Here is a 21,880-nt window from a genome sequence, read left to right on the forward strand (position 1 = left end):
AGGACAGTCTGCTATCTTCGAGTCGATTTGGAGTCCGCTGAACTTCAGATTCGGGACACTAGCGCCAACCGAGGAGCAAGGATACGGCAAGGACAGCGAGCACCGGCAAAACTGGTATGACGATGTCGCAACAGAAGCCTAGCGGGTTACTTTCATTGGGTCGCTGGAGGGCTAAAGCGTGGATAATGAGCAGACTTATCTTTGCCTTTGCATAGAAGCCGCAGCGCCTTTGGGAGGCGCTGCGCTTTTCCGCCTGAGTTTGAGTGCCCCTCAGAAGGTGAAGGTCACGTATCGTGTCGGGCGCGCCATTTGCGTACAAAACCGCGAACATTTTCATTCTCGGTCTGTCCGCCGGTGATGGCTGCTTGCGGGACATCCTTGCTGCCGATGATCCTGATGGCATCGCCATCGACTGCATCGATGATCGAACGGATATAACCCCGGCGAGCGTTCGTCTCGCCGGTATCCAGCGATCATGAGTCTCGCCAACGCGCGACGGCATTGGCGGCGAAAGCCGTAAGATGGTAAGAAAGTCCCCCCTGCGAGCAACCCAGTGCCGACTGAAGTCCGACTGCTCGCACCAGCTTGTTCGGGATCGCCATGGCGTCCCCGTCCAGTCCCCGGCGGCATGCCGCGAAAGCATCGCAGCGATAGCCTGTCGGTGACGTAACGGAATCTGGCAGCCTGCGCGCGGGAGGAGCTGGCACAGCACTCCGCCGCGCCACATCAGACATTGTCAGAAGTCCGACAAAGGAACGTTTTTCAAGCCGGACGACAGCTGCCCGTCAGCTCGCCATCAGCTTGTCTGGGTATCCTCGCAGCAGGGCCTAAGCAGCCCGAATTGATGCGTAGATACTAGCGCAGCACAGAAAGGTGAATCGTCATGTATGATCGAATCAGTGGCTTATCCACACGCGTTAGACAAGCTGACGAACCGAGCCAGTCGGTGGATAGCGGCAGATTTACGAAGATAGTTGCAGATCTCGCGCCTCAGTGGAGCTCACAACCGGGGGAATTGCCTGACAAGATGGGAGCCTGCTGCAGCAAGCCACATACCTCGGATGCAAACGTTCACACTTCTAGCGCCTCCGACCCCAGTACATCCTCTTCAGAGAGTTCGGCCACCTCCTTGTTCGAGTACAGAACGGCCGGCCTGCGTGATGCGAATGTGGACGGCATCTGCGTTGGGCTGACTGCGGAATGGTTCCGCCATCTTAACAACAGCCCATCTACCCGAATGAGTGCGCTCACACCCGGATCGGGAACGCATGCCTCAGCGGCTGAACGGCAGCAGCAATATCAAACTCTCAAGGATTTGTTGCGGAGGAGGGGAGCAGGATCTTCTCAGGCCGACCTTCAGGCACAAAATACCATGTTGGAGGACGCAGGCTTGGAACCGGCTGGAGAAGAGAAGAGATTCGTATTCGGCAAGTCTTCGAACATCAAGCGGATGGTGAACGAAATCAACGAAGATGGATCAAATCATTTGCTCAGCTTGTATTTCGCCGAAGGCGGCGCACACACAGTGGCGACGTCGGCCTCGAATGGAAGGACCACACTTTTCGATCCTAACTATGGAGAATTTACTGTTCGATCAGATCCGGACGAGATGGCTTCGTTATTACAAAGCCTCGCCAATCGTTACAGGAATCCCAACGGGCAGCATTTATCGACAATCACGACGCAAAGGATGCAGTGAGTTGGGCCTTTCAGGCCGCTGGTGATTGACGCCTCGTGCGAAGGCGCGGATGCGCCGGCCGTCGCTCGCGTTCGGTTGTGGCGTCGGCGCCAAATCTGCAGCGGACAGCCGGCTGCATGCCGGCTGGCGAGTGTGCCGGCATCGAAAGCGGGGGTGCCGGCCCTCGCGATCCATGACGGCCGGTACAAATTGCAATTCTGTTTCGTTGACCGCCTGCAGTTGCTCTGTACGCATGCGACGAAGACCGCGTGATTGACGCACGCGCGCGGGCGCGGCGAGCTCTATGATGGCGTTGAGTGAAGGTCAGGCGGCCTGTTGACCGGCGGGCTTGTCGGCTTGACGCAAGAGCTTCCATTCCCAGGGCAGCAATTCGTGCAGACGTGACGCGGGAAGATCCGCGATACGGGCGAGCACGTCGGCGAGCCAGGCCTTGGGATCGACGTCATTGAGGCGACGGGTCGTGATCATCGTCAGCATGATGGCGGCACGGTCACCTCGCCAATGGCAATCTCGATCACCGTGCCTGCCACAGGCGCCACCACATCCTCGCAACTCGAGTGCCGTGAGCGAGAAGCCATCCTCCCGAGGTCGCGGCTGCTTCGTGAGCGGTTAGTTCCAGCCAGATTGTAAGATGGCATATCGAGCTTCATTGTTAGCCCCTCTCGAATTGCGGAACGATCGGTCATGCAGGTCGGCAGCTCCTGCGGCCCCCAGAGAGGTTAACGGTCTCTGAGATCGCCAGCCGCCAGCATTGTGTCCTGCCGCAGAGCAACGGACTCCGAGCCACGCAAGCCGACGGCAATATTCGCGCCATAGCTATGGCGCGAAAGCGTCTCGTTCGACAGAATTGCAAAGGGCAGAGGCGAGCCGGCCTGCAGCTTGGCCACTGGCCGGCTCACCAGCTACTTTTCACACAAGTTGCTTAGACAAAGATTGGCTGCTTGTGGGCGACACCCTCAGAAGCACGGATCAATGGGGTCGAAGGGATCGAAGGGGTCTTCGCCCCCACAATCGGGCGGCGGCAAGTCACAATGCCCGCCCGCAGCAGCACACGCCTCTTCGAAGGTCAGTTCGGTTACTTCGTAAGCTGCCAGATTCATGCTTTTCCTTTCGACAGTACGACGGGTCAGCAACTGTTGCCGCCAGCCCACGGGCTTCAAATTTCGTGCCAGACGTTCAGGGAGGCAGCAGGGCGCGTGTTGTTCAAAGGTCTGCGTGAAATTGCGGCAGACGGCTGGAAGCATGTGTCGCGGACGCGACTCGTCGCGAACACAACAAGTCTGAAGAAGGCCGTGAGCATCCGGATAGTGTGAGCCCGCTATCCGAAAATGTGCTCTAAGCGAAATTCCCATTCGTGAAGCTTGCGAGATTGTAGCTGAGGCAGTAAGGCTCGAATGTGGAGATTCTCGTGGAAGGAGGCGTTGCGGATTGGAGGCATCGCGCATCCGTGGTGCAACTGATGTATCGAGCGATTGTTTGGCACTGATCGATTCATAGAAGGCATTGGACCTCGCTTCAGCAAGCAGCGAGAATCCACGCATGGCGAACCTCACGCCAGCGCTTCGTCTTCGCCGCATCGTGCCACCCGCAATACGCGGCAGTTTTTCTTACTTTCGATGCAGCCGACCCTGTTCGGCGGGTCGCGCTGATCCGCAACTGGGGCCGAATGGCACAGTGGCCGTCATGATGCGAACCTTCGAGGACCGCGCGACAAAGCGCGAAGCATTCGGGCGGCTGGAGCGCACCAAGCGCAGGCGCGGATCCAGCTCCGCTGAGGAGAAAGTCTAAGGCTTCGTCAGTTTTCCGGGGATTGTGGCTCTGCCTGCGATATCGGCCTACCCGTCCGGCGCTTTTCATGTCAGACGGGAGAAAATCACAGCAAGATGGAGCCCGTTCCATGACCACCGCGAATGAAATCGCCGAAAAGATCGCCGCCGAGAACAGCCTGACAAAGACGCAGGCGAAGGCCATCGTCGACGGCGTGTTCAAGGCGATCGCCGATGCAGCCGTGAGCGGGGCCGAGACAAGCATCTCCGGCTTTGGTAAGTTTAAGGTCAAGGACACGCCTGCCCGCGAGGGTCGTAATCCGTCGACCGGCGCAGCGATCGCCATCGCAGCTTCGAAGAAGCTGACTTTTACACCAGCCAAAGCCATCAAGGACGTTCTCAACGGATGAGCGGAGCCGTTGCACGGCCCTGCCGTAAATCGCCAGATGAGGAAGGCTACGCTCGCTCCTCGACCCTAAGTGCTTCGTTGCCTTGGCGGATGAGGCCGGCCAGCTCGGCTCCGAGCACTTGGCGCTCCCCCCGGGCGTGAACAGGGATTCCCGCAGTTCGGCGCGCAATTCCTCGATGGTGTCGACGGTCATGAGGGCCTCTCCCACTAAAAGGAAAGAAGGCCTCGCCTCGCGGCAAGGTCAATTACAGGTCAATGGCTTTAAAAGCAGGAAACCAACCGGGAGAGCTGATCACGATCGGAAGACTGGCGCATCCAAAACGTCAGGGGTTCGAGTCACTGGTCCAGTGCATCGCGAACCCCACCAATTTGGAAGCCGCTTTTTCCTATCGAAGGGCAGCGTAGTTGGTTTAGCAGCGCTTTTGGCGGCCCCGTAAATCTGTCTCTTGTGGGCGATCTACCAATCGCCCGCCAAATTCCCTTGAGACGCTACCGGTTCACCGTCGACTGACGAATTAGGCCACGCAGCTTCGCCGGCGTCAGCGGCAAGAAATCGGCTTTAACTCCGAATGGCTTCAACGCGTCCTCTATTGCGCTGGCAATGGCGGCCGGGGCGCCCATCCTGCCACCCTCGCCACCGCCTTTGATCCCATACTCGGTAAAGGGGGATGGCGTTACCACGTGGCCAACCCGGATGTTCGAAGGCACTTCGTGGATACTGGGCAGGATATAGTCGGCGAAGTTTGCGTTCAGGAACTGGCCATCCTCGGCGTACTTGTACTCTTCATAGATCGCTGTACCGATCCCCTGCGCCGTACCGCCCCGAACATGACCTGCGAGTGTCATCGGGTTCACGATCGTGCCGCAGTCATGCACCGCAACGTAGTCGAGAAACTTGACCTTGCCGGTGTCAACATCAACTTCCACGACCGGCATGTGACACATATGGCCCATGATGGGATAGAAGATGCCCAGATCCTTGCGGTCCTCCGACGGCATGGTGGTCAGCGGATGGTCATAGGTGCAGGAAGCATCCAGTCCAGTGTCGAATTCCGGCGTCTCTGGAAACGAGAGGCGAAAGAAATGCGCCATCATTGCAAGATCGGCGATGGACTTTTCAACGCCTTGCCGCCCGTTGACCCTGATCTTTCCGTCGAACAATTCCAAGTCGGAAGGGTCGGCGTCCAGCAGGTGAGCGGCGAGGAAGAACAACTTCTTCCTGATCACTTGAGAGGCAGAGACGATTGCCCCGGCCACCATCACTGTGAAGCGACTTCCCCCTGGCCCGGTGCCGGCGATGCCGCTATCGGTATCAGCGTAGGTGACCGAGATATTTGCAGGATCCATGGTCAGATGCTCGGCCAAGAGCATGGTCGCCATGGTTTCCGGACTGTTGCCCCAGAAGGGAGCCTGAAGGGTGATTACGGCATTGCCGGTCGGATCGATCTTGACCTTGACGCCCTCGGGCGATGAGGTCAGCGCAAAACCGGCCTCGTGGTTCAGCATCCAGAATTCGGTTGCCGAAAAAACCGATCGCTCCTGGCAGGTCGCAAGTCCGATTCCAATGTAGCGCCCCTCCTTGCGAGCCTGTTCCTGCTTCTTCCGCCAGCCATCATAGTCGAGCATCTGCAGCGCCCTCTCGAGCACGGCGGGATAATTGCCACTGTCATAGAGATTACCGGTGGGGATGAAATAGGGAAACTGCTCGGGCTTGATGAAATTCCTGCGCCGGAACTCCACCGGATCGAGGTCAAACTCGGCACACGCCGCGTCGACCATTCTCTCCATGACATAGTTCGACACTTCCGAGCCGAAACCGCGATACGCGCCCTGCTGGCATTTGTTCGTCATGACGGCGGTGATGTCGGCCTCGACACTGCCGATCTGATAAGGACCGGTGATCTGCGACAATGCGTTGCCGTGGTGCCCGATACCGAACTGGAAGTAGGCGCCGTAGTCGTCAATGACCTTGCAGCGCATCGAGATCATCATGTCGTCGTGATCGAGCGCCAGTTCGCAATCATAGAAGCGGTCCGAGCCGTGATGGTCGCAAGCCAGGATGTTGTCGGCGCGGTCCTCAATGTATTTCACCGGTCGCCCCGTTTCGCGAGCCAGAACCGCCGAGATCACCGGCACCTTGTGAAGGAAAAGCTTTGAGCCGAAGCTGCCGCCAGCGATTGTGGGCACGATGTTGAGCTTGTGGGCCGGCACACCCAGCGTGACCGCCAGAAGCCATCCTACATAATTGTACATCGAACTGTTGACGTGAATGGTGAACTTACCCGTCGCGCTGTCGAGCTCGCTGACGGCGCCGCAGGTCTCCAACGGCTGAGCACCCGACCGGGACCAGCGGAGCGAACGTTTGACAACCCGCTTGGCGCGGGCGAAGTCGCCAGCAACATTTCCGAAAGAGAACTTGCGGTGGATTGCGACGTTGGTGTCGCCACGCGCAGGATGCAGAACGCCCTCCCCCGTCACGTGCATCGCCTTGCGCGGATCGTTCATCGGTGGCAGCGGCTCGTACTCGACTTCGATCAGACGTGCCGCATCCTCGGCGATATAACGACTGTCAGCCGCGATGATCGCCACCGGCTCCCCGACATGACGGACACGGTCGGTCGCAACACAGCGTTGTTCCACAGGCGGGTTTGAAAAACAGGGCAACGGCCCCGTCGATCTCGCCACCTCCTCGCCTGTCATCACCGCATGGACACCCGGCAATGCACGTGCCGCGGACGCATCAATCGATATGATCCGGGCGTGGGCGTGAGGGCTGGGCAGAGCGGCCGCATGCAGCATGCCAGGCAGGCGCACATCATCAGCATAGCGGCCCCGTCCGGCCAGAAGGCGCGGGTCTTCGACGCGCTTCATGTCGGTACCGATCCACTTTGTCTTCTGGCCCGGCCTTTCGCGCTGGCGGCTAACGGGGATACGCGTGGCCCGGTCATTCATCTCACGCCTCCGCCTTTTGCGATTTCGGAAAGTGTCGCCGCATGCTCAATCGCGTCCACGATCGTCTGGTAGCCGGTGCAACGGCAAAGATTGCCACTAATCCCTTCGATGATGTCTTCCCGTCCAGGATTCGGATTACTGGCCAGAAACTCCTCGGCTCGCATCAGCATGCCGGGAGTACAATAGCCGCACTGCAAGCCATGTTTTTCCCAGAATGCTTGCTGGATCGGATGAAGCGCGCCTTGTTTGCCGAGGGCCTCCACCGTGCGAATATCATGCCCCTCTGCTTGTATTGCGAAGGTCAAACAGGATCGTGCCGTCATGCCGTCGATTTGAACCGTGCAGACGCCACATACGCCATGTTCGCATCCTACATGGGTGCCGGTAAGCCGAGCCACTTGCCGGATGAAATCCGACAGAAGCATGCGGGGCTCAACCTGACCGGAATAGGTCGCGCCATTGATCGTTAGGTCCACCCTCTGTGTCGTCATCGCGGCCACTCCCTACTTCGCGGCCATTTGGACTGCGGATGTCAGCACGCGACGCGACAAGGCCCGCACAAGGTCAAGCTTGTATGCCACGTCGGCATGAATGTCGTCGCTTGGATCAGCATTCACGACCGCAAGCTCCGCCGCATCGGTCAGAACTCGATCGTCTGGAACGGCACCTTCCAACCTCGCCTCCACCACCGACATTCGCCGCTTTCGGTCTCCGGCACCAGTAAGACCGAAATGTACATTCATCATCCGCCCCTCGCGCATCGACAGCCTGCAGCCAGCGGAGACAATGGCGAAATCGCCCTTGCGCTGTGACATCTCTTCGAATGCATAGCCTTCGCCTGCGGCCTGAGCCGGAATGCGGATCTCGGTCAGCATCTCAGCAGGTCCCACTTGCGTTTCGAAGGCGTCGATGAAGAAATTGTCAGCCGCCACAACGCGTTCGCCACGCGCACCTCGGATGACCATCGAGGCGTCAAGAAGCATGAGGACCAGCGGCATTTCGGACGCGGGATCTGCGTGGCAAATGTTGCCACCAAGTGTCCCGCGATTGCGGATCGTGTGGTGTGCCACGCTCTGATAGGCGACGATGAGCATCGGGCAAGCCAATGCTGAGGGGCCCGCCCCCATGATGGCACTGTGGGTCGCCAGCGCGCCGATCCGAAGACTCCCATCTTGGACCCGGACATACCTCAGATCGGAGAGATTCCCGACGTCAACGAGCAGATCCGGCGTCGCCAGCCCCAAGTTCATCATCGGAATCAGACTTTGTCCGCCGGCCAGCAGCAGCGCTCCCTCTCCATGCCTCGCAAGCGCCGCGATCGCATCCTCGATCGAACTGGCACGATGGTATTCGAAGGGCGACGGCTTCATTCGGATCCTCCCGGCGATCTATTTATTGACCACTTGCTCATCCTCAAGAGTCCGAACCAACCGCCGGAGGGTTTCGCCCGCTTCCTGTCGCCCATCACGCAAAGCACCTTGATCAACATTACGACGGGCGACGGCCCTTTCATGAAGGTCGACGAGCGCAGTGGCATTGTCGGTATTTATCAGAACTACAAGTATCAAGCTGAAATGCGAGAAGCCGTTGATAAATACGAGTGGTTCATAAAGCGGCTGCTCGCTTCCAAGCCAACCCAAAACGTTGCGGCGGCTCCTCCACTTGAGGACACTTGCATTAAAACTATCGTTCGAGAGCGAAGTGAAAGCGCTGACACACTGGTCGCGTGCTTATAGAAGCGCTCGACGAGGTTCGAAATTCCCCAAGGATGGGCGGGTGGTGAGTGCAACCGTGTCGGCACGGACGCTTTGGGGGCCGGAAGGGAGTCGAGAGGCATGTGGGGCTCGCACCGACTGGTACTCATTCTTTGCATGCAAGCTGAGCTCTGCTCGATTCCGTCATTACCCACGGCGTCGGCGCCCGATTTTGGCGCCGACGTCGATGCCCACGAACCGGCTTTGGATGGCTCGAGAGGAAGCCTGGAGCTTGGCTGGTCGGGCCCTTCAATCGAACTTATAGGAGGCCTGAAAGAACGTGCCCCAGCGCTCCATGCTGTACTTCCCAAATACGGACGGTTCACCCACGCAGCCGTGGCTGCTGCACAGAGAGTCGCCCCGTTTTTTGGTCCACATGGCCCAATAGCGCCCCCCGACGCCGACGCTGATGTTCTTTGTGAGGAAGTAGGACAACACGCCTTCAACCTGGACTCCGCCGCCACCATTGCCGTGTTGCTCATCAAAGGTGGTCTCGTCGCGCAAGAGATGATAGTCACGTCCCTTGAAATCGGTCCAGGGCAGATAAGCGATATCAGCGCTCAAGCGCCAGCGCTCGGTCAGCATGGTTTCGGCGCTCAGGCCGATCCGGGGCGCATTCCATTGAGTATCCTCGCCGCCGATGACCCGGCTGTCACCCGGCGCTAAACATCGATGCAGCGGGTTAGCCACTTGCACGCATCCAATCGAGTCCGAGCTCTGGCCGTAATAGGTCCAGCCTATAAATCCGCCGACCTTGTAGTCGCTACCGCGCAGGAAATCGTAACCGACATCGGCCGTGTAGTATGTGAACCTTCCATTTGCTTGCCCTGATAACGTATTGACATATGAGCCGCCCCAATCTTCATCATTCATGTTTCCTTTGTTGAACTGCCCGAGGCCAACATTGCTCTTCAGGAACACTCCCCAAGGGCTATCAAGGCGGCCAAATAACTCTCCCGAAAGTCCGTCCAGTCCGTGATAAGTGAGCCTCGATATGAGCATGCTGGGCTCATACGGCCGGCCATAGCGCACTCCGCTGTGGTCCCACTGGAATCGTCCTCGGCTCAGCCAGAGCCGCGAGCCGCCTTCGAATGACCAGCCGGACGCGTAGGGAATGGGTGGTGCGCTGCTGGCTGACTTCGCGTACGGCGGCGCATTGGACCATTCTGTCGCTTTTGGGTCGGCGTCAAAATGGTAGTTCAGGCCAATCTTTCCGATGTGATAGTTGCTGGACAGATTGGTGGTGTTCGGCGGCAGAATTGCAGACGGGAACTGGACTGTCGCGGCGGTCGCGACAGCTGGCCCGCCGAAATGCAGATAGTCATACTCAACGTTCACCGACCATGCAGGCGTGAGGGCTTGCTCGACGCCCAGCCCGATGACGCTACCGACACGACCATCGTCGAAATGGGTTTTCCCCTGTGGAAAGCGGCCGCCTTCAGCGTTGTTGACGACGTCGCCCCGATTGTTTTGCCAAGCCAAGCCTGCCTTGAGATAGGCCAGCGTGTGCCCGAGCGTGCCAAAGGCGTAACCGACGCGGCCGGTCCCGGTGGCAAAGAGGCTCGGACCTGCTTTGCAGTTTGCGCTCACGACGAAGCCCGAAGAGGCAAGGCATGTATTTGTGCCATCGGAGACAGCGCCGCTGGCATCCAGCTCGATGCCAAACACCCAGCTGTTGTTCTGCCAGTTGTAGCCGACCTGGCCACCTGCAAGGAACGCCGGGGTATCGACGATGCCGCCATAGATTGATGGACCGTACGGACTACTGAAGGAGGTTCGGCCGTACCCACCGCCGACGTGTCCGCCAATATAGCCGCCAGACCAGTCCCACACCGCCCTTGGCAGTTTAAGTTGTGGCTCAAGGTCCGCCGCCTTGGCTGCGCTGCTTGCGACGAGCGCAATTGTTGTCGCACCACAAAAAATAATTGTCGATCGCATCAAAGGTTGCCCTGCACTTCCCGGTCCATAATTCGACTCCTTAAGTTCTCGCCGCACGGCAAATCGTTGGGGCAGACCAGACACTCGCCGCTGCGCGCGCCAAGTCGGCCTCGAAGATCACCGTAGTGCGACTGGTGATGATGCCCTGAACGAAGCAAGCCCCGTGCCGAGCCAAATTCGTATGTTGTGCCGGCGTTTCGTGAGAGTGTGTCGCGTCAACTTGCTGACAATGGTCTAGAGTCTGACAATCGAAGCGCGCGACAATCTCTCCATCGCGTGTTGAATGTGCGAGGCAGGCCCAATGCGCAACATTCATATTTCGTGGAGTGGTCGCGCTGCAAAGCGTGGTATCGACCAACTGGTTTCGAGTTAACGTGATAAGAAAGCTATTTTATGAGGAAGCGAATCGCCGCTTCACTGTTGCGCCCTTATCGTCATCGCACTGAATGGCCGGCTCGGCATGCCGTCGATCATGAGCTTGAGATACATGTGATGGTTTTCTTCCGCAACCAGCCAAGGGTCTTGCTTCGAAAGGAGTTGCATATGCCGATTCTTCCAATCGCCTACTTCATCCTCGGAATTGTGCAGCTTGCCGCATATCTCGAGGGAGTTGAGCTTTGGCTCGGCTTCGGGTTCGTGGTCGACCTGATCAGCTTCGTGATGCTCGCCTTAGCACCGCTCGGCTCGATCGTAGCGGCAGCTGTTTCATTCTATGGGGCGTATCGCGGCTGACATTGGAAGTGGTGGCAAGCCGCACTGCTCTGCTTCCCGTTTGCTATCTTGTCGATTGCGATGCTTGTCCTGCAGGGCTCGGCGAACGTTCTCGACGGTCTGGTAATGCGCCAGGGATCGGTGTGATGAGGCACTTCCATCCCGGTTCGAAGCGATACACCGGCTGGTCGAGCAGGCCCTCGAAGCCTGCACATTCAGCGCAGGAGATCGATCCCAAAGCCTCGCCTTGATGATGCAATCCTCTAAGCTGCGGCGGCCGGCTTCGGCGACGACGCGCCACAGCCGATGAAGATGATGGGATGGACGGCCCCTGCTCCCCGGCATCGAAGTGCCGTAACGTGGTCCTCGCTGAACGCCACAACGAGAGGAGCCGTCCGCATCGGGCGACGGCGTTGCGTCGGGATCGGACGGACGGCAGCGGACGCACGCCGCTACCTCCCGTGTGTTCAGGCCGGCGCACGCTGGCCTTCCCCCGCAGCGTCGCTGCGGTAGCGGCCGGTCGAGGTCTGGTAGTATTGCGCGCGGATCGCCGCCATGGCCTTGATCAACGGTCCCCACGGCGCGGGAAAGCGTTCTTCCGCCATCACCCGGTGCAGCATGCGCGTATGGCCGGCCAGCTCGTCGTTGAGGAACTCCACCACAGGCATAGCCGGATAGCGCTGCAGGAGCAGGATCGCCGCGTTGTCAGCCTCGCCGGCCGACTTGTCCTTGTCGCATCCATGCAGATCGTTCTGCAGGCGCCCTATCGCGCAGATGAGCCGCAGGACCTGGCGAAACGCCGGACGCGCGCGCAAGGTCGCCATGTCCAGCCCCCACAGCAACGACAGGCAACAGAGCACGTTCGCGTAGGCGATCGAATCAATGCCGTTGTAGAGGTACTCGGCGTAGGACCAGCGTTCTGGCCCTGCCGCCTGCGCGCGTCCGGCGCGCAGCGCCGCGCAGTAGGAGCGGGTATCGTCGAGAAGCTGAGCATAGTCGCGACGATCGTAGGCGAGCGCGGCCAGCGAAGCGCGCAGCACAGCACAGCCCTCGAATCCGGGGAGCGCGCACGGCTCGCCTTGCCCCAGCGCCTGCTCCACCGCGGCGAGCTGCTCCGGCGCGACCAGGCCGAGGTCATTGCAATCGTCAAGCCAGAACAGCAGCGCCAGTTCGCGATAGAACGCCACGATCAGGGTTTCGTCCTGTGGATCGCGGCCAGTGCGGGCGCTGGTCTCGCGCAGGCTCGGGTGGATGCGCTGCAGGATGTACTGGCCGCCCCTGACCGCTTCCACCGCATGCTCGTCGGCAAACCCGGTCAGGGAATGCCCCCACTCCAGCACCTGCTGCAGGGCGCGTTCGGTCTTCATCATGGCGCCGCTCCTGCTCCCTCGGCCAGGACGCGCCGCCCCCAACGAAGCGCCAGCCACAACCCGGCGAGTTCGGCCACGCGCACGACCCGGGTGGGGCAATACAGTTCCTTGCCGATCCACAGCGGCGTCCGCGGCAATGCATGCGCCGCGTGGCGGGCGAGCATCCACTCCAGCGCACGCGCCACCGCCTGCGCGATGCGCCGGCGCCCTGTCGGCTCTTCGCTGCCGTCCATCACGTTCAACGCGAACAGCGCATAGGCGGTTTCCTCGAATGTGGCCGCGCGACCGGCGCCCCAGCCGCCATCGTCGCGCTGGGCCTGCAGCAGCGTCGCCAGCGCACGCTCGTCGCGCCACTGGGGCTTGCCTTGCGCCAGCGCAGCGACCGCATGCGCTGTGGGATACAGCCACGAAACGTGCCATTTTTCGTTGTCCCATAGACCGTGCGGGTTGCGACTGGCCTCGACGTAGGCGCTGGTGCCCCCGGCGGGTTTTCCCAACAGTCGCAACGCATGCAGGGCATGGATGTTGGTCGACACCGACGCATTGCGCTCGCCGGGAAAGGTGACGAACAGCTCGCCGATTTCGAAACGGCGCAACGCATCAACCGCCGGGTCGCGGCCTGCAAGGCGCAGGACGCACAACGCAACGGCGGTGTCGTCCGCATCGGCCGCGAAGTGCAAGGCCGGGCCCAGACCGCGCACGCCCAGGCGGGCGCCGAGCTGGGCGACGATGACGCGCACCGCCTCGGCGAGCGCGGGATGCCCGAACAGCCCGGCCAGATGCAGGGTGTACAGCGACCAGCACGGCTCGAACACATTGATTGGCCAGACGTTGGGAACGACACCTTCGATGCCGCTGCGCGTCGCCCGCGATGCCGCCTGCAGATACGCGTCGGCGCGCCCGATCTGCGGCGTGCTCCCCTGTGTCACGGCGCGCGCACGCCACGCGGCGGTGGCCGCCGGACTGATGCCGATGCTGCCGTCGTCATCCGGGCATGCGGTGCTCGGCGACGTTCCCCATGCTTCCCAGGAGTGCAGCGACGGATGGCCGCTCGGCAACGTCGCCACCGCTCTCAGCTTGACCAGGCGCGCTTGCCGCAACGGCAACAGCGCCGGGTGGCGTGGGAACGCCTGGCCGCCCAGCAAGGATGCGGCCTCGCCGCAAACCTGCGGCAGGATCAGCTCCGCGCCGATCGGCGCATCTTCCGGCACCGCATGCGCGTAGGGATCGGGCTGGCACTGGAGGAACCGGGTTGCAGCCTTAACCGCGTCGGCGGCGCCGGGAAGAGGATCGGCACGTTGCAATGCCAGCAACGCCGCCCACGTGGGCGCATGGCGGAACAGCGGAAAGTCGGCGCTTCCCCATCCGCCATCGGCCTGTTGCTGCGCGATGAGCCACGCGTATGCGTCCTGCCGACCGGTGACGTTGCCGTGGAACTGCAGCGCTCGCGCCGTATCGTAGACGGATGGACCGACGCTGCCGCCATCACTCATCTCGCTCAGCAGGCGTCGCAATTCGGAAAGAATCTGTTCGGACAGCGCATTCACGCGGGATGTTCTTTCTGCAGACGGTTGACGAGAACCGATCGGGCAGACGCCGCGCATGTCGCCGTAGGCCCGAAGCGTAGCCAGCGCCGGACGGCCGCCCTGTGCGGGCACGGCGATGCGCCCCGATGCCGGCGCCGCTCCGCCGCATAGGCTTGCGCGCAGCGCGCCGCGTGCGCCGCGGCCGTGCTGGGCAACCGCTGCGATCGGCGCCGCGGACTCGGACACAGTGCCGCATGCACCGCTGCCGCCGGCCGATCGCAGCGGCACAGCGGCGGCTCCATGCGGACGGGCGCGCTCATGCGCATGGCGCGTGCTTGAACAGGTACGCGTTGGCCCGCTGTAGGATTTGCGCCAACCGTTCCGCACGCGGCCCCAGCGGCGCGATGGCCTCCCCGGCATCGCGCAACAAATCCAGCGCGAACTGGCGAGCTGCCTTAAGTCCCATGATCGACGCGCAGGTCGGCTTCTGCGCCGCCGCGTCCTTGCCGGGGGTCTTGCCCAGCGTCGCGGTATCCGCTGTCACGTCGAGAATGTCGTCGATCACCTGCAACGCCAGGCCGAAACAGGCGCTGTAGCGATCGAGCGCACAATACAGCGCGGCGTGCGCGGCATCCTCCGCGACGGCGCATAGAGCGCCCATGCGGACGGACGCTCGCACGAGCGCTCCGCTCTTCATCCGGTGCATCGCCACGATCCTGTCCAGCTCCACGTGCTGTCCAACCAGCGACAGATCCATGGCCTGCCCGCCTGCGGCACCCTCGGCGGACACCGCCTGCGCCAGTTCGCGCACGAGCGCGATAGTCTTGTCGCCCGGCGCATCCAGGCTCGCCAGGGTCAGGAAGGCGTGCGCCTGCAGCGCATCGCCGACCAGGATCGCGGTAGCTTCGCCGAACTTGACGTGCACGGTCGGAAGGCCGCGACGAAGCACGTCGTCGTCCATCGCGGGCAGATCGTCGTGGACCAGGGTACAGGCGTGCATCATCTCGATGGCGGCGCCGACGTCGTCGAGCATGTGCGCCGGCGTGTCGGCCAGTGCGCCGGCAGCCAGACAGAGCAAGGCGCGGGTGCGCTTGCCGCCATGCAAGGTGGCGTAGCGCATCGCCGCCATCAGCTCGGTCTTGCCATCATGTTCGGCGCAGAGAAGACGCGCCAGCACCTGTTCGACCCGCTTTGCGCCGTCCCGCATCCAGATCTCGGGCAGCAGCCCGCCGGATGCGACGCACGCCTGCGCGCCCCATCCGCCGAGCGCGGAATCACCAGTTCTGTCGTCCTGTGGCGTAGAGCCGGTCTGCATGTTGCTCATGTCCTTGTCCCTGACAGGAGACCGCCATGGCGGGCGGCGAGCCGACGCGGTGTTGTCGGCGTCGCACCGAGCGCGCGCGCCGAATGCGGCAATGCCGCGCCGCATCGGCGCCGCTGCCTCGCCACACGCGCATGCGATGCCAGCTCATGAGAATCCGATGCGGACAGTCATGGACGGATGTGCGGTCGGGTAATAGCGCCGGCCTTTTTCGGCGTCGCTCAGCAACCGCGGCCGCACCCCGGCCTCGTGCATGGTCAGCGCCAAGGCGGTGCAAAACTGCACCAGTTCCAGCCACGCCAGGTGGTAGCCGATGCAGACATGGGGGCCGGTACCGAACTGCATCATGTCCACCGGCCGGATCGGCTCCGTGCGTTGCAGCCACCGCGCCAGCCGAAACTGATCAGGCGCCTCGTGCAGCAGCGCGGAGGTCGAGAAATGCAGCAGCGGGATGCACAGATCGGTGGCCGCGGGAATGCGCCGCTCGCCGAGTTGCAATTCACGCCGTGCGCGACGCACCAGGAGCGGCGTCGCCGGATGCAGGCGCAGCGTCTCGCGGAACAGCGCCTCGGCGACCGGACACTGCGCCAGGTCCGCGTGCCGGGTCGGCACCGCGCCCACCCGCTGCGCCTCCTCGACCAGGGCGTCCCACAGAAGAGGCTGCCGCGCCAGCTCGATCACCATCCAAGCCATCGTCGAGGCGGTGGTGTCGTGACCACCAAGCAACAGCAAGCGGATATTGGCGACCAGGACATCATCGGAGAGCGCATCGTCGCTGCGATCGAAGGCGCTCACCATGTCGGTGATCAATCCGGTGCGCGCGGCATGTTCGCGCGCGTCGCGGACGAACTCACGCAACCGCGCATCGATCCAGTCGCGGGCGGCGCGGCCGCGCCGCAAGGGCAGTCCGGGCAGGTCGACCGGGGGCGCGACGATCAACTGCAGCAGTTGCCGGTACTTGCGACGCCATCCCGGCAGATCCTGCGCGGTGATTCCCATGAGGCTGAAGATGAGCTTGAGCATCAGATCGCCGGTTTCGCGCAGGATGGTTACGTCGCCGCGGTCGCGCCACCTCTGCACCCGCGCCTGGATGACAGGTGCGAGCAGCTCGCCGATGCCGGCCTGGGTCAGCCCCGGGGGCAGGAACGCCGCCTGGATCGCATCGCGCGCCTGCCGGTGCGCGCCGCCGTCCTGGGTGACCAACGTTCCGCCAAACAATTCGGGCGCGATCTCTTCGATCAGCGCCGAGGACACGTCCTTGTGCCGGAGCAGTGCGAAAGCATCCGGATCAAGACAGGTCATCAGCTGTCCGGCAGGGCCGAAATCCAGCCAGAAGTGGCTGCCCAGCGTCCGTTCCGCGTGCCGCAGCAGGCGCGGCAGGTCGCAGACGATGGCGGGAAGATGCCCGACCAAGGGGAAAGCGCCGGGCACGAGCGGGATGTCGTGCCGCAGCCGATGCCGACGGTTCAGCGGGTTGAGCAGCATGTTCATCAGCAGCGCGGCGAGGCGGCCGCTTCGGCGGTCTCGTCGGAAGGCCGCGCGGCGCGGCTGTTGCCACCGTCGGCGTACGTCGGCACATGCGCCAGCATGCCGCCGTCGATGCACACGACCTGGCCGGTGATGAACGCAGCATCGTCGGAGAGCAGGAACGCCACCAGCGCTGCCACGTCCTCAGGGCGGCCGACGCGCGGCAGGAGCTGGTGCCGGCGCAGATGCCGTTGCATGCACTCGTCCAGCTTGGCGAGGAGACGCTCGGTCATGATGAGACCCGGCGCAACCGCGTTGCAGCGGATCTGCGCATGACCGTACTGGGTGGCGAGCGAGGCCGATAGCATGTTCATCGCCGCCTTCGACGCGGCGTAGGAGGTCTGCGCGGTGTCACCGCTGAGCCCCTGGCACGACGACATGTTGACGATCGCGCCGCCGCCCCGGGCGATCATCCGTGGGATGGCCTGCCGGCAGCAGAGCAACGTGCCGCGCAGATTGGTCGCCATGGTCTGATCCCAAACCGCCAGGTCCAGGTCGAGGATCGCGCCGTCGCACGGCGTCAGATGCATGGCGCTCGCGTTGTTCACCAGCAGGTCGACCCCAGTGAAGTGCCGCTCCGCCGTCTCGAACAGCGCTGCCACCGCCTGCGCATCGGCGATGTCGATCGCCAGGGCGAGCGCGTGGCCCGCTTCGGCCGCGATTTGCGCGGTGCAGGCAATGGCCGCCGAGCCATCAATGTCGGCGACCACCACTCTGCCGCCCTCACGCGCGATGGCGAGGGCGCATGCCTTGCCGATGCCGGCGCCGGCGCCGGTCACCACGGCCACCTTGCCTTCAAACCGTCCCATCGTGTCCTCCCGGATTGCGTTGGTCTTTCGCGGCATGCTGCTCGGCCTCCGCCGCGGAAGACACACTGTCGGCGCTGGTGCGCTCGTCATCGCCAGCATCGCTTTCGATGACCCGAATGGCGGCAACCGGGCACTGGCTGGCTGCGAGCCGCACGGCGGCGTGCAGCGCCTGCGGGACTGTCGCCCCGCACACTTCGGCCACGCCGTCCGGTTCGCGCTGGCGAAAGGTGCCCGGCAGCGTCAGCACACACTGCCCGCTGGTTCCGCACAGATCCTGGTCGACCACGACGCACATCTCAGTCCCCTGCGCACGCAGCCGCACCGGCAGCCCGCGGAACGTCCTAAGGAACGCGGACGGCTCCCGGGTCGGCTGCTCGGCCAATGCCAGCGTGGGAAAGCGCGCCTCAATCCGCGGCAAGCTCTCGGCCAACTGCACCCGGGCCAGTTGCGCACCAAGGCAGAAGTGGATGCCGTGGCCGAAGCTCAGCATGATCTTCCCATCGGTCGACATGCCAGGACTGGTGCCGTAGAACCGCGCCGGATCGAAGCGGTCGGGATCGGCGAAGGCGTCCGGGTCGCGGTTGCCGGACGCGATCAGCACGCGCACGTCCGCGTTCTTCGGGATCACCACGCCCCCCAGTTCGATGTCGCGCTGGGCGATACGGGGAATGGAGCTGAACATGGCGGGCGGATCGCAGCGCAGGACTTCTTCGACGAACGCCTTCACCCCCGCAGCGTCTCCCCGCAGCCAGTGCCGCTGTTCGGGATACGCCAGCATGGCCAGGACCGCATGGTCGATGGTCGCAGCAGTGGTGGCGAAGCCGCCCAGCAGCATGCCCCACAACATGCTGATCAACTCCGCATCCGACAGCATGTCGGCATCATCGTCGTGTGCACCGATCAACATCGACACGATGTCGTGGCGGGGATCGGTGCGCTTGCGCTGTATGAGGCCGCCGAAGTAGGCCTTCACTGTGGCACTGGCCGCATCCGCCGCGGCGAGCTGGGGATCGCAGGCGTGCGGGCTCAGGCCTTCCAGAATGGTGCCGATGCCGGCGGCGAGGGCGAACATGTCGTCCTGGGGCATGCCGAACAGTTCGGCGAAGACCAGCATCGGCAAGGCCAGCGCGAATTCCCGATGCAGGTCTACCGCCTCCCCGCGCTCCAGCACGGGCGCCATGCCGTCCAGGCGCGCTGTGACGATGCGCGCGATGCTCGGCCGCAGGTTGTCGATCTGGCTCATGGTGAAATCGCGCGAGATCAGCCGGCGCAGACGCGTATGCGTCGGTGGGTCCTTCATCGCTAGCGTGGAGGCCAGCAGATTGAGCGACAGGCTGGTCGCCGCACGCGGGAAATAGCGCGCCAGTTCGCCCGGCGCCGGTCCCCGAAACGCATCGCCCGTGGCCTTGAGTGCCCAGTAGATGTCGGCGTGGCGGCTCAACAGAAAGAGGCCCGATGCCGCGCGATGCACCGGATCGTGCTCGCGCAACCACCGCATGAACGGATACGGATCGCGGATGCACGCTGGCGACGCCAGTTCGGCGAAGGCGTCGGAGCATGGTGCCGTGGTTTCTTGCACGTCCATCTTGGTTACCTGTCGGCTGGCTGATCTGACCGGCGCACGGCGGGCGCGCCGGCAAATTGCTGAGAAGATCGCAATCCCCGAGCGGCTTCCGCGCATCACCAGAGCACCGGGAACTCCTCGAACCCGCCAGTGATGATCTCCTTGCGCAACTTCAGTTCTTCGGGCGCCACGGCTAGGCGCAGCGCGGGAAAGCGCTGGAAGATCGAACCGAACACCGCTTTGAGTTCCAGCCTCGCCAGCGCCTCGCCGATGCAGGAGTGCGGCCCGTAGGAGAACGCCAGGTGCGGCTTTCCTTCGCGTCCGATGTCGAAGATTTGCGGGTCGTCGAAATGGCGCCGATCGAACGACGTTGCCGGCAGACCGACCAGTACCTTGCTCTCCGCGGGAATATGCACGCCCGCGATGGTCACGTCGGTCCTCGGATAGCGCATGATGCCGTCCCAGCCCGCGCCCGGCGGGTACATGCGCAGGATTTCCTCCACCGCCTTGTCCACCAGGGACGGATCGCCGACCAGGCGTTCGCGCTGTTGCGGATGGCGGAACATGGCCAGCAGGCCGAATTCGATCTGCGCGACGGTGCTCTCGTGCCCCGCCACAAGCATGCCCGCCGCCAGGCCGATCGCTTCTTCCTCGGTTGCCTTGCCCTGGTCGACCGCGGTGAGCAGATCCGTCAGTAGATTGTCGCCCGGATCCTGGCGCTTGTCCCGCATCTTGCCGCGAATATAGGCGCGCAGTTCGTCCCAGGCCAAGCGCGATGCCCTGCGCGGGCCGCTTTCATGCTGATGCGTCATCACCTCGTCGGACAGCCCGGCGAAAAAGGCGTGATCCTCGTAGGGCACGCCCATCAGCGCGCTGATGACCATGGCCGGAAGCGGAAAGGAGACGTGGCGCCGCAGGTCCGCGGGCTGGCGCTGGGCCGCCAACGTCTCGAACAACTGCGCGGCGATCGCCTCGACCTGCTGCGCGATCAACTTCACCCTGTGGCTGCTGAAGGCCGGCGCCACGATCGTGCGCAACCGGACATGCTCGCTCCCCTCGTGCGAGACCAGCCACCCCGGCGAACCGAGAATCACCGAATCCGGGGTGAATGCCGCCGGCGGCATTCCCGCCGGCCGGAACGCAGCGTCGGATAGCGCCGCCTCGGCCTCGTCGTAGCCCGTCACCCACCAGCCTTCGTGCCCGGACGGGAAACGCACGCGGTGGATCGGACCGTTGGCGCATAGCGCCAACATCTCGGGCGAGGGCTCGATGTGATCGACGCGCCACATCGGCAGCGTCGGCAAGGGTTGTTCGGGCATGGTGGCGCTTCACTCTCCAAGCGATGGAAGCGCGGAAGGCGACCGGCAGACGCTCCGGGCAGCGGCTTGAGGTGCGATTGCGCTCACTTCTGTTCGTCGATGATGATCGGCGGGGAAGGCGGCCGGACCCTAGGGCCTCAAGTTGGCCTTAGTCATCTACCGAATCTTGTAGTAGCCCCTAACGCCTGGATGTCGCAGACGTCCTTGATCTTCGCTTTACGCGCGTGCCCGAGATGCTGCCGCTGGTCTGCTCTGTTCAATGGTACCCCAGCAGCGTCCGCGCGACCGGTTGCGGCTACGGTCTGGCTCCGCAACCGATCTGGCTGCCCTCTCAGACAACCTCGGCAGCCACAAGTCTGCTGTCCTGCGCAGCCTGATCAAAGCCGCCGGCGCCAGACTCTGGTACCTGCCGCCATACTCGCCAGGCCTCAATCCGATCGAAGAGACCCTCGCCAAGGTCAAGCACTGGATGCGCTCCCCCTAGAAGCTCACGATCGACGATATTTGCCGCCATATCGGCGGCCTTGTCTCAACTATCCAGCCCAACGAATGCAGCAACTATTTCCAAAATTCAGAATAGGCTTCTATCAAAACGTGAAACGCTCTAAATGGCCGGCTGAGCCCCCGACCTCGGCAGTAAACCTATCGTCGCCAGGGGAATTGCGTCGCCTGGGTCAGAGCCGACCCCGTTCGCACGCATTTCAAGCCGGCGACCTTTTGCGCACTCTGCAAGTCAAAGGCCCGACGCGCGACTAGGTAAATGTCAGGCCTTCTTTTGCAGATGCTGGTGCGCTCCGAGAGTGCACTCGCGGGGGACTTCGTTCCAGCCGGACGCAAGCAAACGTTCTGGCCCGCCAGCCCGCACGTCAGGCGAAGTTAGCGCGTGGCATATCCCTTGCTGATCTCTCGCTGCTGGAATTGCACGTCCAGCTTTGAAACAGGGCGCCGTCGGGACAACGTATTTCGAGCCCGGCGGCGTATCTTTCTGGGATGAGGGGATCAGGCGCATTTCCGGCCTCCGATCAAACACCACCATTGCTGGTTTCCCTGGCTGCTGCGAGCCAATCCACTCTTACAACGGGCGATATCTGCCAGGGGTCAAATTGTTCTTCGAGCAGGAATACGGCCCCCTGTATCGGGAAGGAAGCATGCGCGAGAGGCGGCTCGCGTGCACTACTTTTGGCTATCCCGGACGCCCACGGGCTTGCTCTTCAC

Annotated in this window: 18 protein-coding genes and 2 pseudogenes; 6 read left to right on the top strand and 14 right to left on the bottom strand. The window is 62.7% G+C overall.

Annotated features, from left to right (window positions below):
- The first annotated feature begins 293 nt into the window (after positions 1 to 293).
- Together MTX19_RS31225 and MTX19_RS31230 are read left to right on the top strand one after the other, a co-directional pair.
- Entirely contained in the window at positions 294 to 479 is a 186-nt protein-coding gene (locus MTX19_RS31225; protein WP_280980714.1) for a hypothetical protein, read from the top strand.
- A gap of 404 nt (positions 480 to 883) precedes the next feature.
- The gene (locus MTX19_RS31230; protein WP_280980715.1) at positions 884 to 1,699 is read left to right on the top strand and encodes a YopT-type cysteine protease domain-containing protein; all 816 of its coding nucleotides are present in this window, start codon (positions 884 to 886) and stop codon (positions 1,697 to 1,699) included.
- Positions 1,700 to 2,002: 303 nt separating this feature from the next.
- On the opposite strand, the pseudogene MTX19_RS31235 reads toward MTX19_RS31230, so the two are convergent.
- The 3 genes and pseudogenes from MTX19_RS31235 to MTX19_RS31245 form a co-directional block, all read right to left on the bottom strand.
- Positions 2,003 to 2,194: pseudogene (locus MTX19_RS31235) on the bottom strand (transposase domain-containing protein); the annotation flags it as partial.
- A 224-nt stretch (positions 2,195 to 2,418) separates the two neighbouring features.
- Positions 2,419 to 2,586: a hypothetical protein gene (locus MTX19_RS31240; protein ID WP_280985633.1), complete on the bottom strand. Its 168-nt coding sequence runs from the start codon at positions 2,584 to 2,586 to the stop codon at positions 2,419 to 2,421.
- Between the two features lie 69 nt (positions 2,587 to 2,655).
- Positions 2,656 to 2,943 (bottom strand): hypothetical protein, encoded by a 288-nt coding sequence (locus MTX19_RS31245; RefSeq protein ID WP_280980716.1) that lies wholly within the window; start codon positions 2,941 to 2,943, stop codon positions 2,656 to 2,658.
- 653 nt (positions 2,944 to 3,596) lie between these two features.
- On the opposite strand from MTX19_RS31245, the gene MTX19_RS31250 reads away from it, so the two are divergent.
- On the top strand, positions 3,597 to 3,875 hold the full coding sequence (locus tag MTX19_RS31250) for an HU family DNA-binding protein (RefSeq protein WP_280980717.1): 279 nt from the start codon (positions 3,597 to 3,599) through the stop codon (positions 3,873 to 3,875).
- A 488-nt stretch (positions 3,876 to 4,363) separates the two neighbouring features.
- Here the strand turns inward: MTX19_RS31250 and MTX19_RS31255 are convergent, their stop codons facing one another.
- Genes MTX19_RS31255 through MTX19_RS31265 form a run of 3 tightly spaced genes read right to left on the bottom strand, consistent with a single transcriptional unit; the run spans position 4,364 to position 8,196 of the window.
- Entirely contained in the window at positions 4,364 to 6,826 is a 2,463-nt protein-coding gene (locus MTX19_RS31255) for a xanthine dehydrogenase family protein molybdopterin-binding subunit (RefSeq protein ID WP_280980718.1), read from the bottom strand.
- A complete protein-coding gene (locus tag MTX19_RS31260) occupies positions 6,823 to 7,317 on the bottom strand; it encodes a (2Fe-2S)-binding protein (protein WP_280980719.1) in 495 nt (164 codons plus the stop codon). Before MTX19_RS31260 ends, MTX19_RS31255 begins: the two co-directional genes overlap by 4 nt.
- A 12-nt stretch (positions 7,318 to 7,329) precedes the next feature.
- Positions 7,330 to 8,196 carry a xanthine dehydrogenase family protein subunit M gene (locus MTX19_RS31265; protein ID WP_280980720.1) on the bottom strand — a complete coding sequence of 289 codons (867 nt, stop codon included), beginning with the start codon at positions 8,194 to 8,196 and terminating at the stop codon, positions 7,330 to 7,332.
- On the opposite strand from MTX19_RS31265, the gene MTX19_RS39375 reads away from it, so the two are divergent.
- Entirely contained in the window at positions 8,170 to 8,562 is a 393-nt protein-coding gene (locus tag MTX19_RS39375) for a hypothetical protein (RefSeq protein WP_348638370.1), read from the top strand. The genes MTX19_RS31265 and MTX19_RS39375 overlap by 27 nt on opposite strands.
- Before the next feature lie 267 nt (positions 8,563 to 8,829).
- On the opposite strand, the gene MTX19_RS31275 is transcribed toward MTX19_RS39375, so the two are convergent.
- Positions 8,830 to 10,518, bottom strand: a complete 1,689-nt coding sequence (locus MTX19_RS31275) for an outer membrane beta-barrel protein (protein ID WP_280980721.1) — start codon at positions 10,516 to 10,518, stop codon at positions 8,830 to 8,832.
- A 393-nt stretch (positions 10,519 to 10,911) separates the two neighbouring features.
- Here MTX19_RS31275 and MTX19_RS31280 point away from each other — a divergent pair, with 393 nt between their 5' ends.
- Positions 10,912 to 11,250: a hypothetical protein gene (locus MTX19_RS31280; protein ID WP_280980722.1), complete on the top strand. Its 339-nt coding sequence runs from the start codon at positions 10,912 to 10,914 to the stop codon at positions 11,248 to 11,250.
- A gap of 446 nt (positions 11,251 to 11,696) precedes the next feature.
- Here the strand turns inward: MTX19_RS31280 and MTX19_RS31285 are convergent, their stop codons facing one another.
- The 7 genes from MTX19_RS31285 to MTX19_RS31320 form a co-directional block, all read right to left on the bottom strand.
- Positions 11,697 to 12,599: a hypothetical protein gene (locus MTX19_RS31285; RefSeq protein WP_280985634.1), complete on the bottom strand. Its 903-nt coding sequence runs from the start codon at positions 12,597 to 12,599 to the stop codon at positions 11,697 to 11,699.
- Positions 12,596 to 14,146: a hypothetical protein gene (locus MTX19_RS31290; RefSeq protein ID WP_280980723.1), complete on the bottom strand. Its 1,551-nt coding sequence runs from the start codon at positions 14,144 to 14,146 to the stop codon at positions 12,596 to 12,598. The genes MTX19_RS31285 and MTX19_RS31290 overlap by 4 nt, the downstream gene beginning before the upstream one ends.
- Before the next feature lie 295 nt (positions 14,147 to 14,441).
- The gene (locus MTX19_RS31295) at positions 14,442 to 15,440 is read right to left on the bottom strand and encodes a polyprenyl synthetase family protein (RefSeq protein ID WP_280986148.1); all 999 of its coding nucleotides are present in this window, start codon (positions 15,438 to 15,440) and stop codon (positions 14,442 to 14,444) included.
- Between the two features lie 153 nt (positions 15,441 to 15,593).
- Positions 15,594 to 16,937, bottom strand: a complete 1,344-nt coding sequence (locus tag MTX19_RS31300; RefSeq protein WP_280980725.1) for a cytochrome P450 — start codon at positions 16,935 to 16,937, stop codon at positions 15,594 to 15,596.
- Positions 16,937 to 17,782, bottom strand: coding sequence for an SDR family oxidoreductase (locus MTX19_RS31305; protein WP_280980726.1), 846 nt, complete (start codon positions 17,780 to 17,782; stop codon positions 16,937 to 16,939). The genes MTX19_RS31300 and MTX19_RS31305 overlap by 1 nt, the downstream gene beginning before the upstream one ends.
- A complete protein-coding gene (locus MTX19_RS39380) occupies positions 17,769 to 19,367 on the bottom strand; it encodes a cytochrome P450 (RefSeq protein ID WP_348638230.1) in 1,599 nt (532 codons plus the stop codon). The genes MTX19_RS31305 and MTX19_RS39380 overlap by 14 nt, the downstream gene beginning before the upstream one ends.
- Before the next feature lie 95 nt (positions 19,368 to 19,462).
- Positions 19,463 to 20,665, bottom strand: a complete 1,203-nt coding sequence (locus MTX19_RS31320; protein ID WP_280980727.1) for a cytochrome P450 — start codon at positions 20,663 to 20,665, stop codon at positions 19,463 to 19,465.
- 328 nt (positions 20,666 to 20,993) lie between these two features.
- On the opposite strand from MTX19_RS31320, the pseudogene MTX19_RS31325 reads away from it, so the two are divergent.
- Positions 20,994 to 21,140 (top strand): annotated as a pseudogene (locus MTX19_RS31325) (transposase); the annotation flags it as partial.
- Between the last annotated feature and the right edge of the window lie 740 nt (positions 21,141 to 21,880).

Origin of the sequence: Bradyrhizobium sp. ISRA464 (genome assembly GCF_029910095.1) — a bacterium.
Lineage (GTDB): Bacteria > Pseudomonadota > Alphaproteobacteria > Rhizobiales > Xanthobacteraceae > Bradyrhizobium.

What these genes read in the sequence shown, in the direction of transcription:
- MTX19_RS31305 (WP_280980726.1), bottom strand. Translation starts at nt 17,782, where the DNA reads ATGGGACGGTTTGAAGGCAAGGTGGCCGTGGTGACCGGCGCCGGCGCC.
- MTX19_RS39375 (WP_348638370.1), top strand. Translation starts at nt 8,170, where the DNA reads ATGGTATTCGAAGGGCGACGGCTTCATTCGGATCCTCCCGGCGATCTA.
- MTX19_RS31230 (WP_280980715.1), top strand. Translation starts at nt 884, where the DNA reads ATGTATGATCGAATCAGTGGCTTATCCACACGCGTTAGACAAGCTGAC.
- MTX19_RS31260 (WP_280980719.1), bottom strand. Translation starts at nt 7,317, where the DNA reads ATGACGACACAGAGGGTGGACCTAACGATCAATGGCGCGACCTATTCC.
- MTX19_RS39380 (WP_348638230.1), bottom strand. Translation starts at nt 19,367, where the DNA reads ATGGACGTGCAAGAAACCACGGCACCATGCTCCGACGCCTTCGCCGAA.
- MTX19_RS31275 (WP_280980721.1), bottom strand. Translation starts at nt 10,518, where the DNA reads ATGCGATCGACAATTATTTTTTGTGGTGCGACAACAATTGCGCTCGTC.
- MTX19_RS31245 (WP_280980716.1), bottom strand. Translation starts at nt 2,943, where the DNA reads ATGCTTCCAGCCGTCTGCCGCAATTTCACGCAGACCTTTGAACAACAC.
- MTX19_RS31300 (WP_280980725.1), bottom strand. Translation starts at nt 16,937, where the DNA reads ATGAACATGCTGCTCAACCCGCTGAACCGTCGGCATCGGCTGCGGCAC.
- MTX19_RS31320 (WP_280980727.1), bottom strand. Translation starts at nt 20,665, where the DNA reads ATGCCCGAACAACCCTTGCCGACGCTGCCGATGTGGCGCGTCGATCAC.
- MTX19_RS31265 (WP_280980720.1), bottom strand. Translation starts at nt 8,196, where the DNA reads ATGAAGCCGTCGCCCTTCGAATACCATCGTGCCAGTTCGATCGAGGAT.
- MTX19_RS31295 (WP_280986148.1), bottom strand. Translation starts at nt 15,440, where the DNA reads ATGCAGACCGGCTCTACGCCACAGGACGACAGAACTGGTGATTCCGCG.
- MTX19_RS31280 (WP_280980722.1), top strand. Translation starts at nt 10,912, where the DNA reads ATGAGGAAGCGAATCGCCGCTTCACTGTTGCGCCCTTATCGTCATCGC.
- MTX19_RS31255 (WP_280980718.1), bottom strand. Translation starts at nt 6,826, where the DNA reads ATGAATGACCGGGCCACGCGTATCCCCGTTAGCCGCCAGCGCGAAAGG.
- MTX19_RS31250 (WP_280980717.1), top strand. Translation starts at nt 3,597, where the DNA reads ATGACCACCGCGAATGAAATCGCCGAAAAGATCGCCGCCGAGAACAGC.
- MTX19_RS31285 (WP_280985634.1), bottom strand. Translation starts at nt 12,599, where the DNA reads ATGATGAAGACCGAACGCGCCCTGCAGCAGGTGCTGGAGTGGGGGCAT.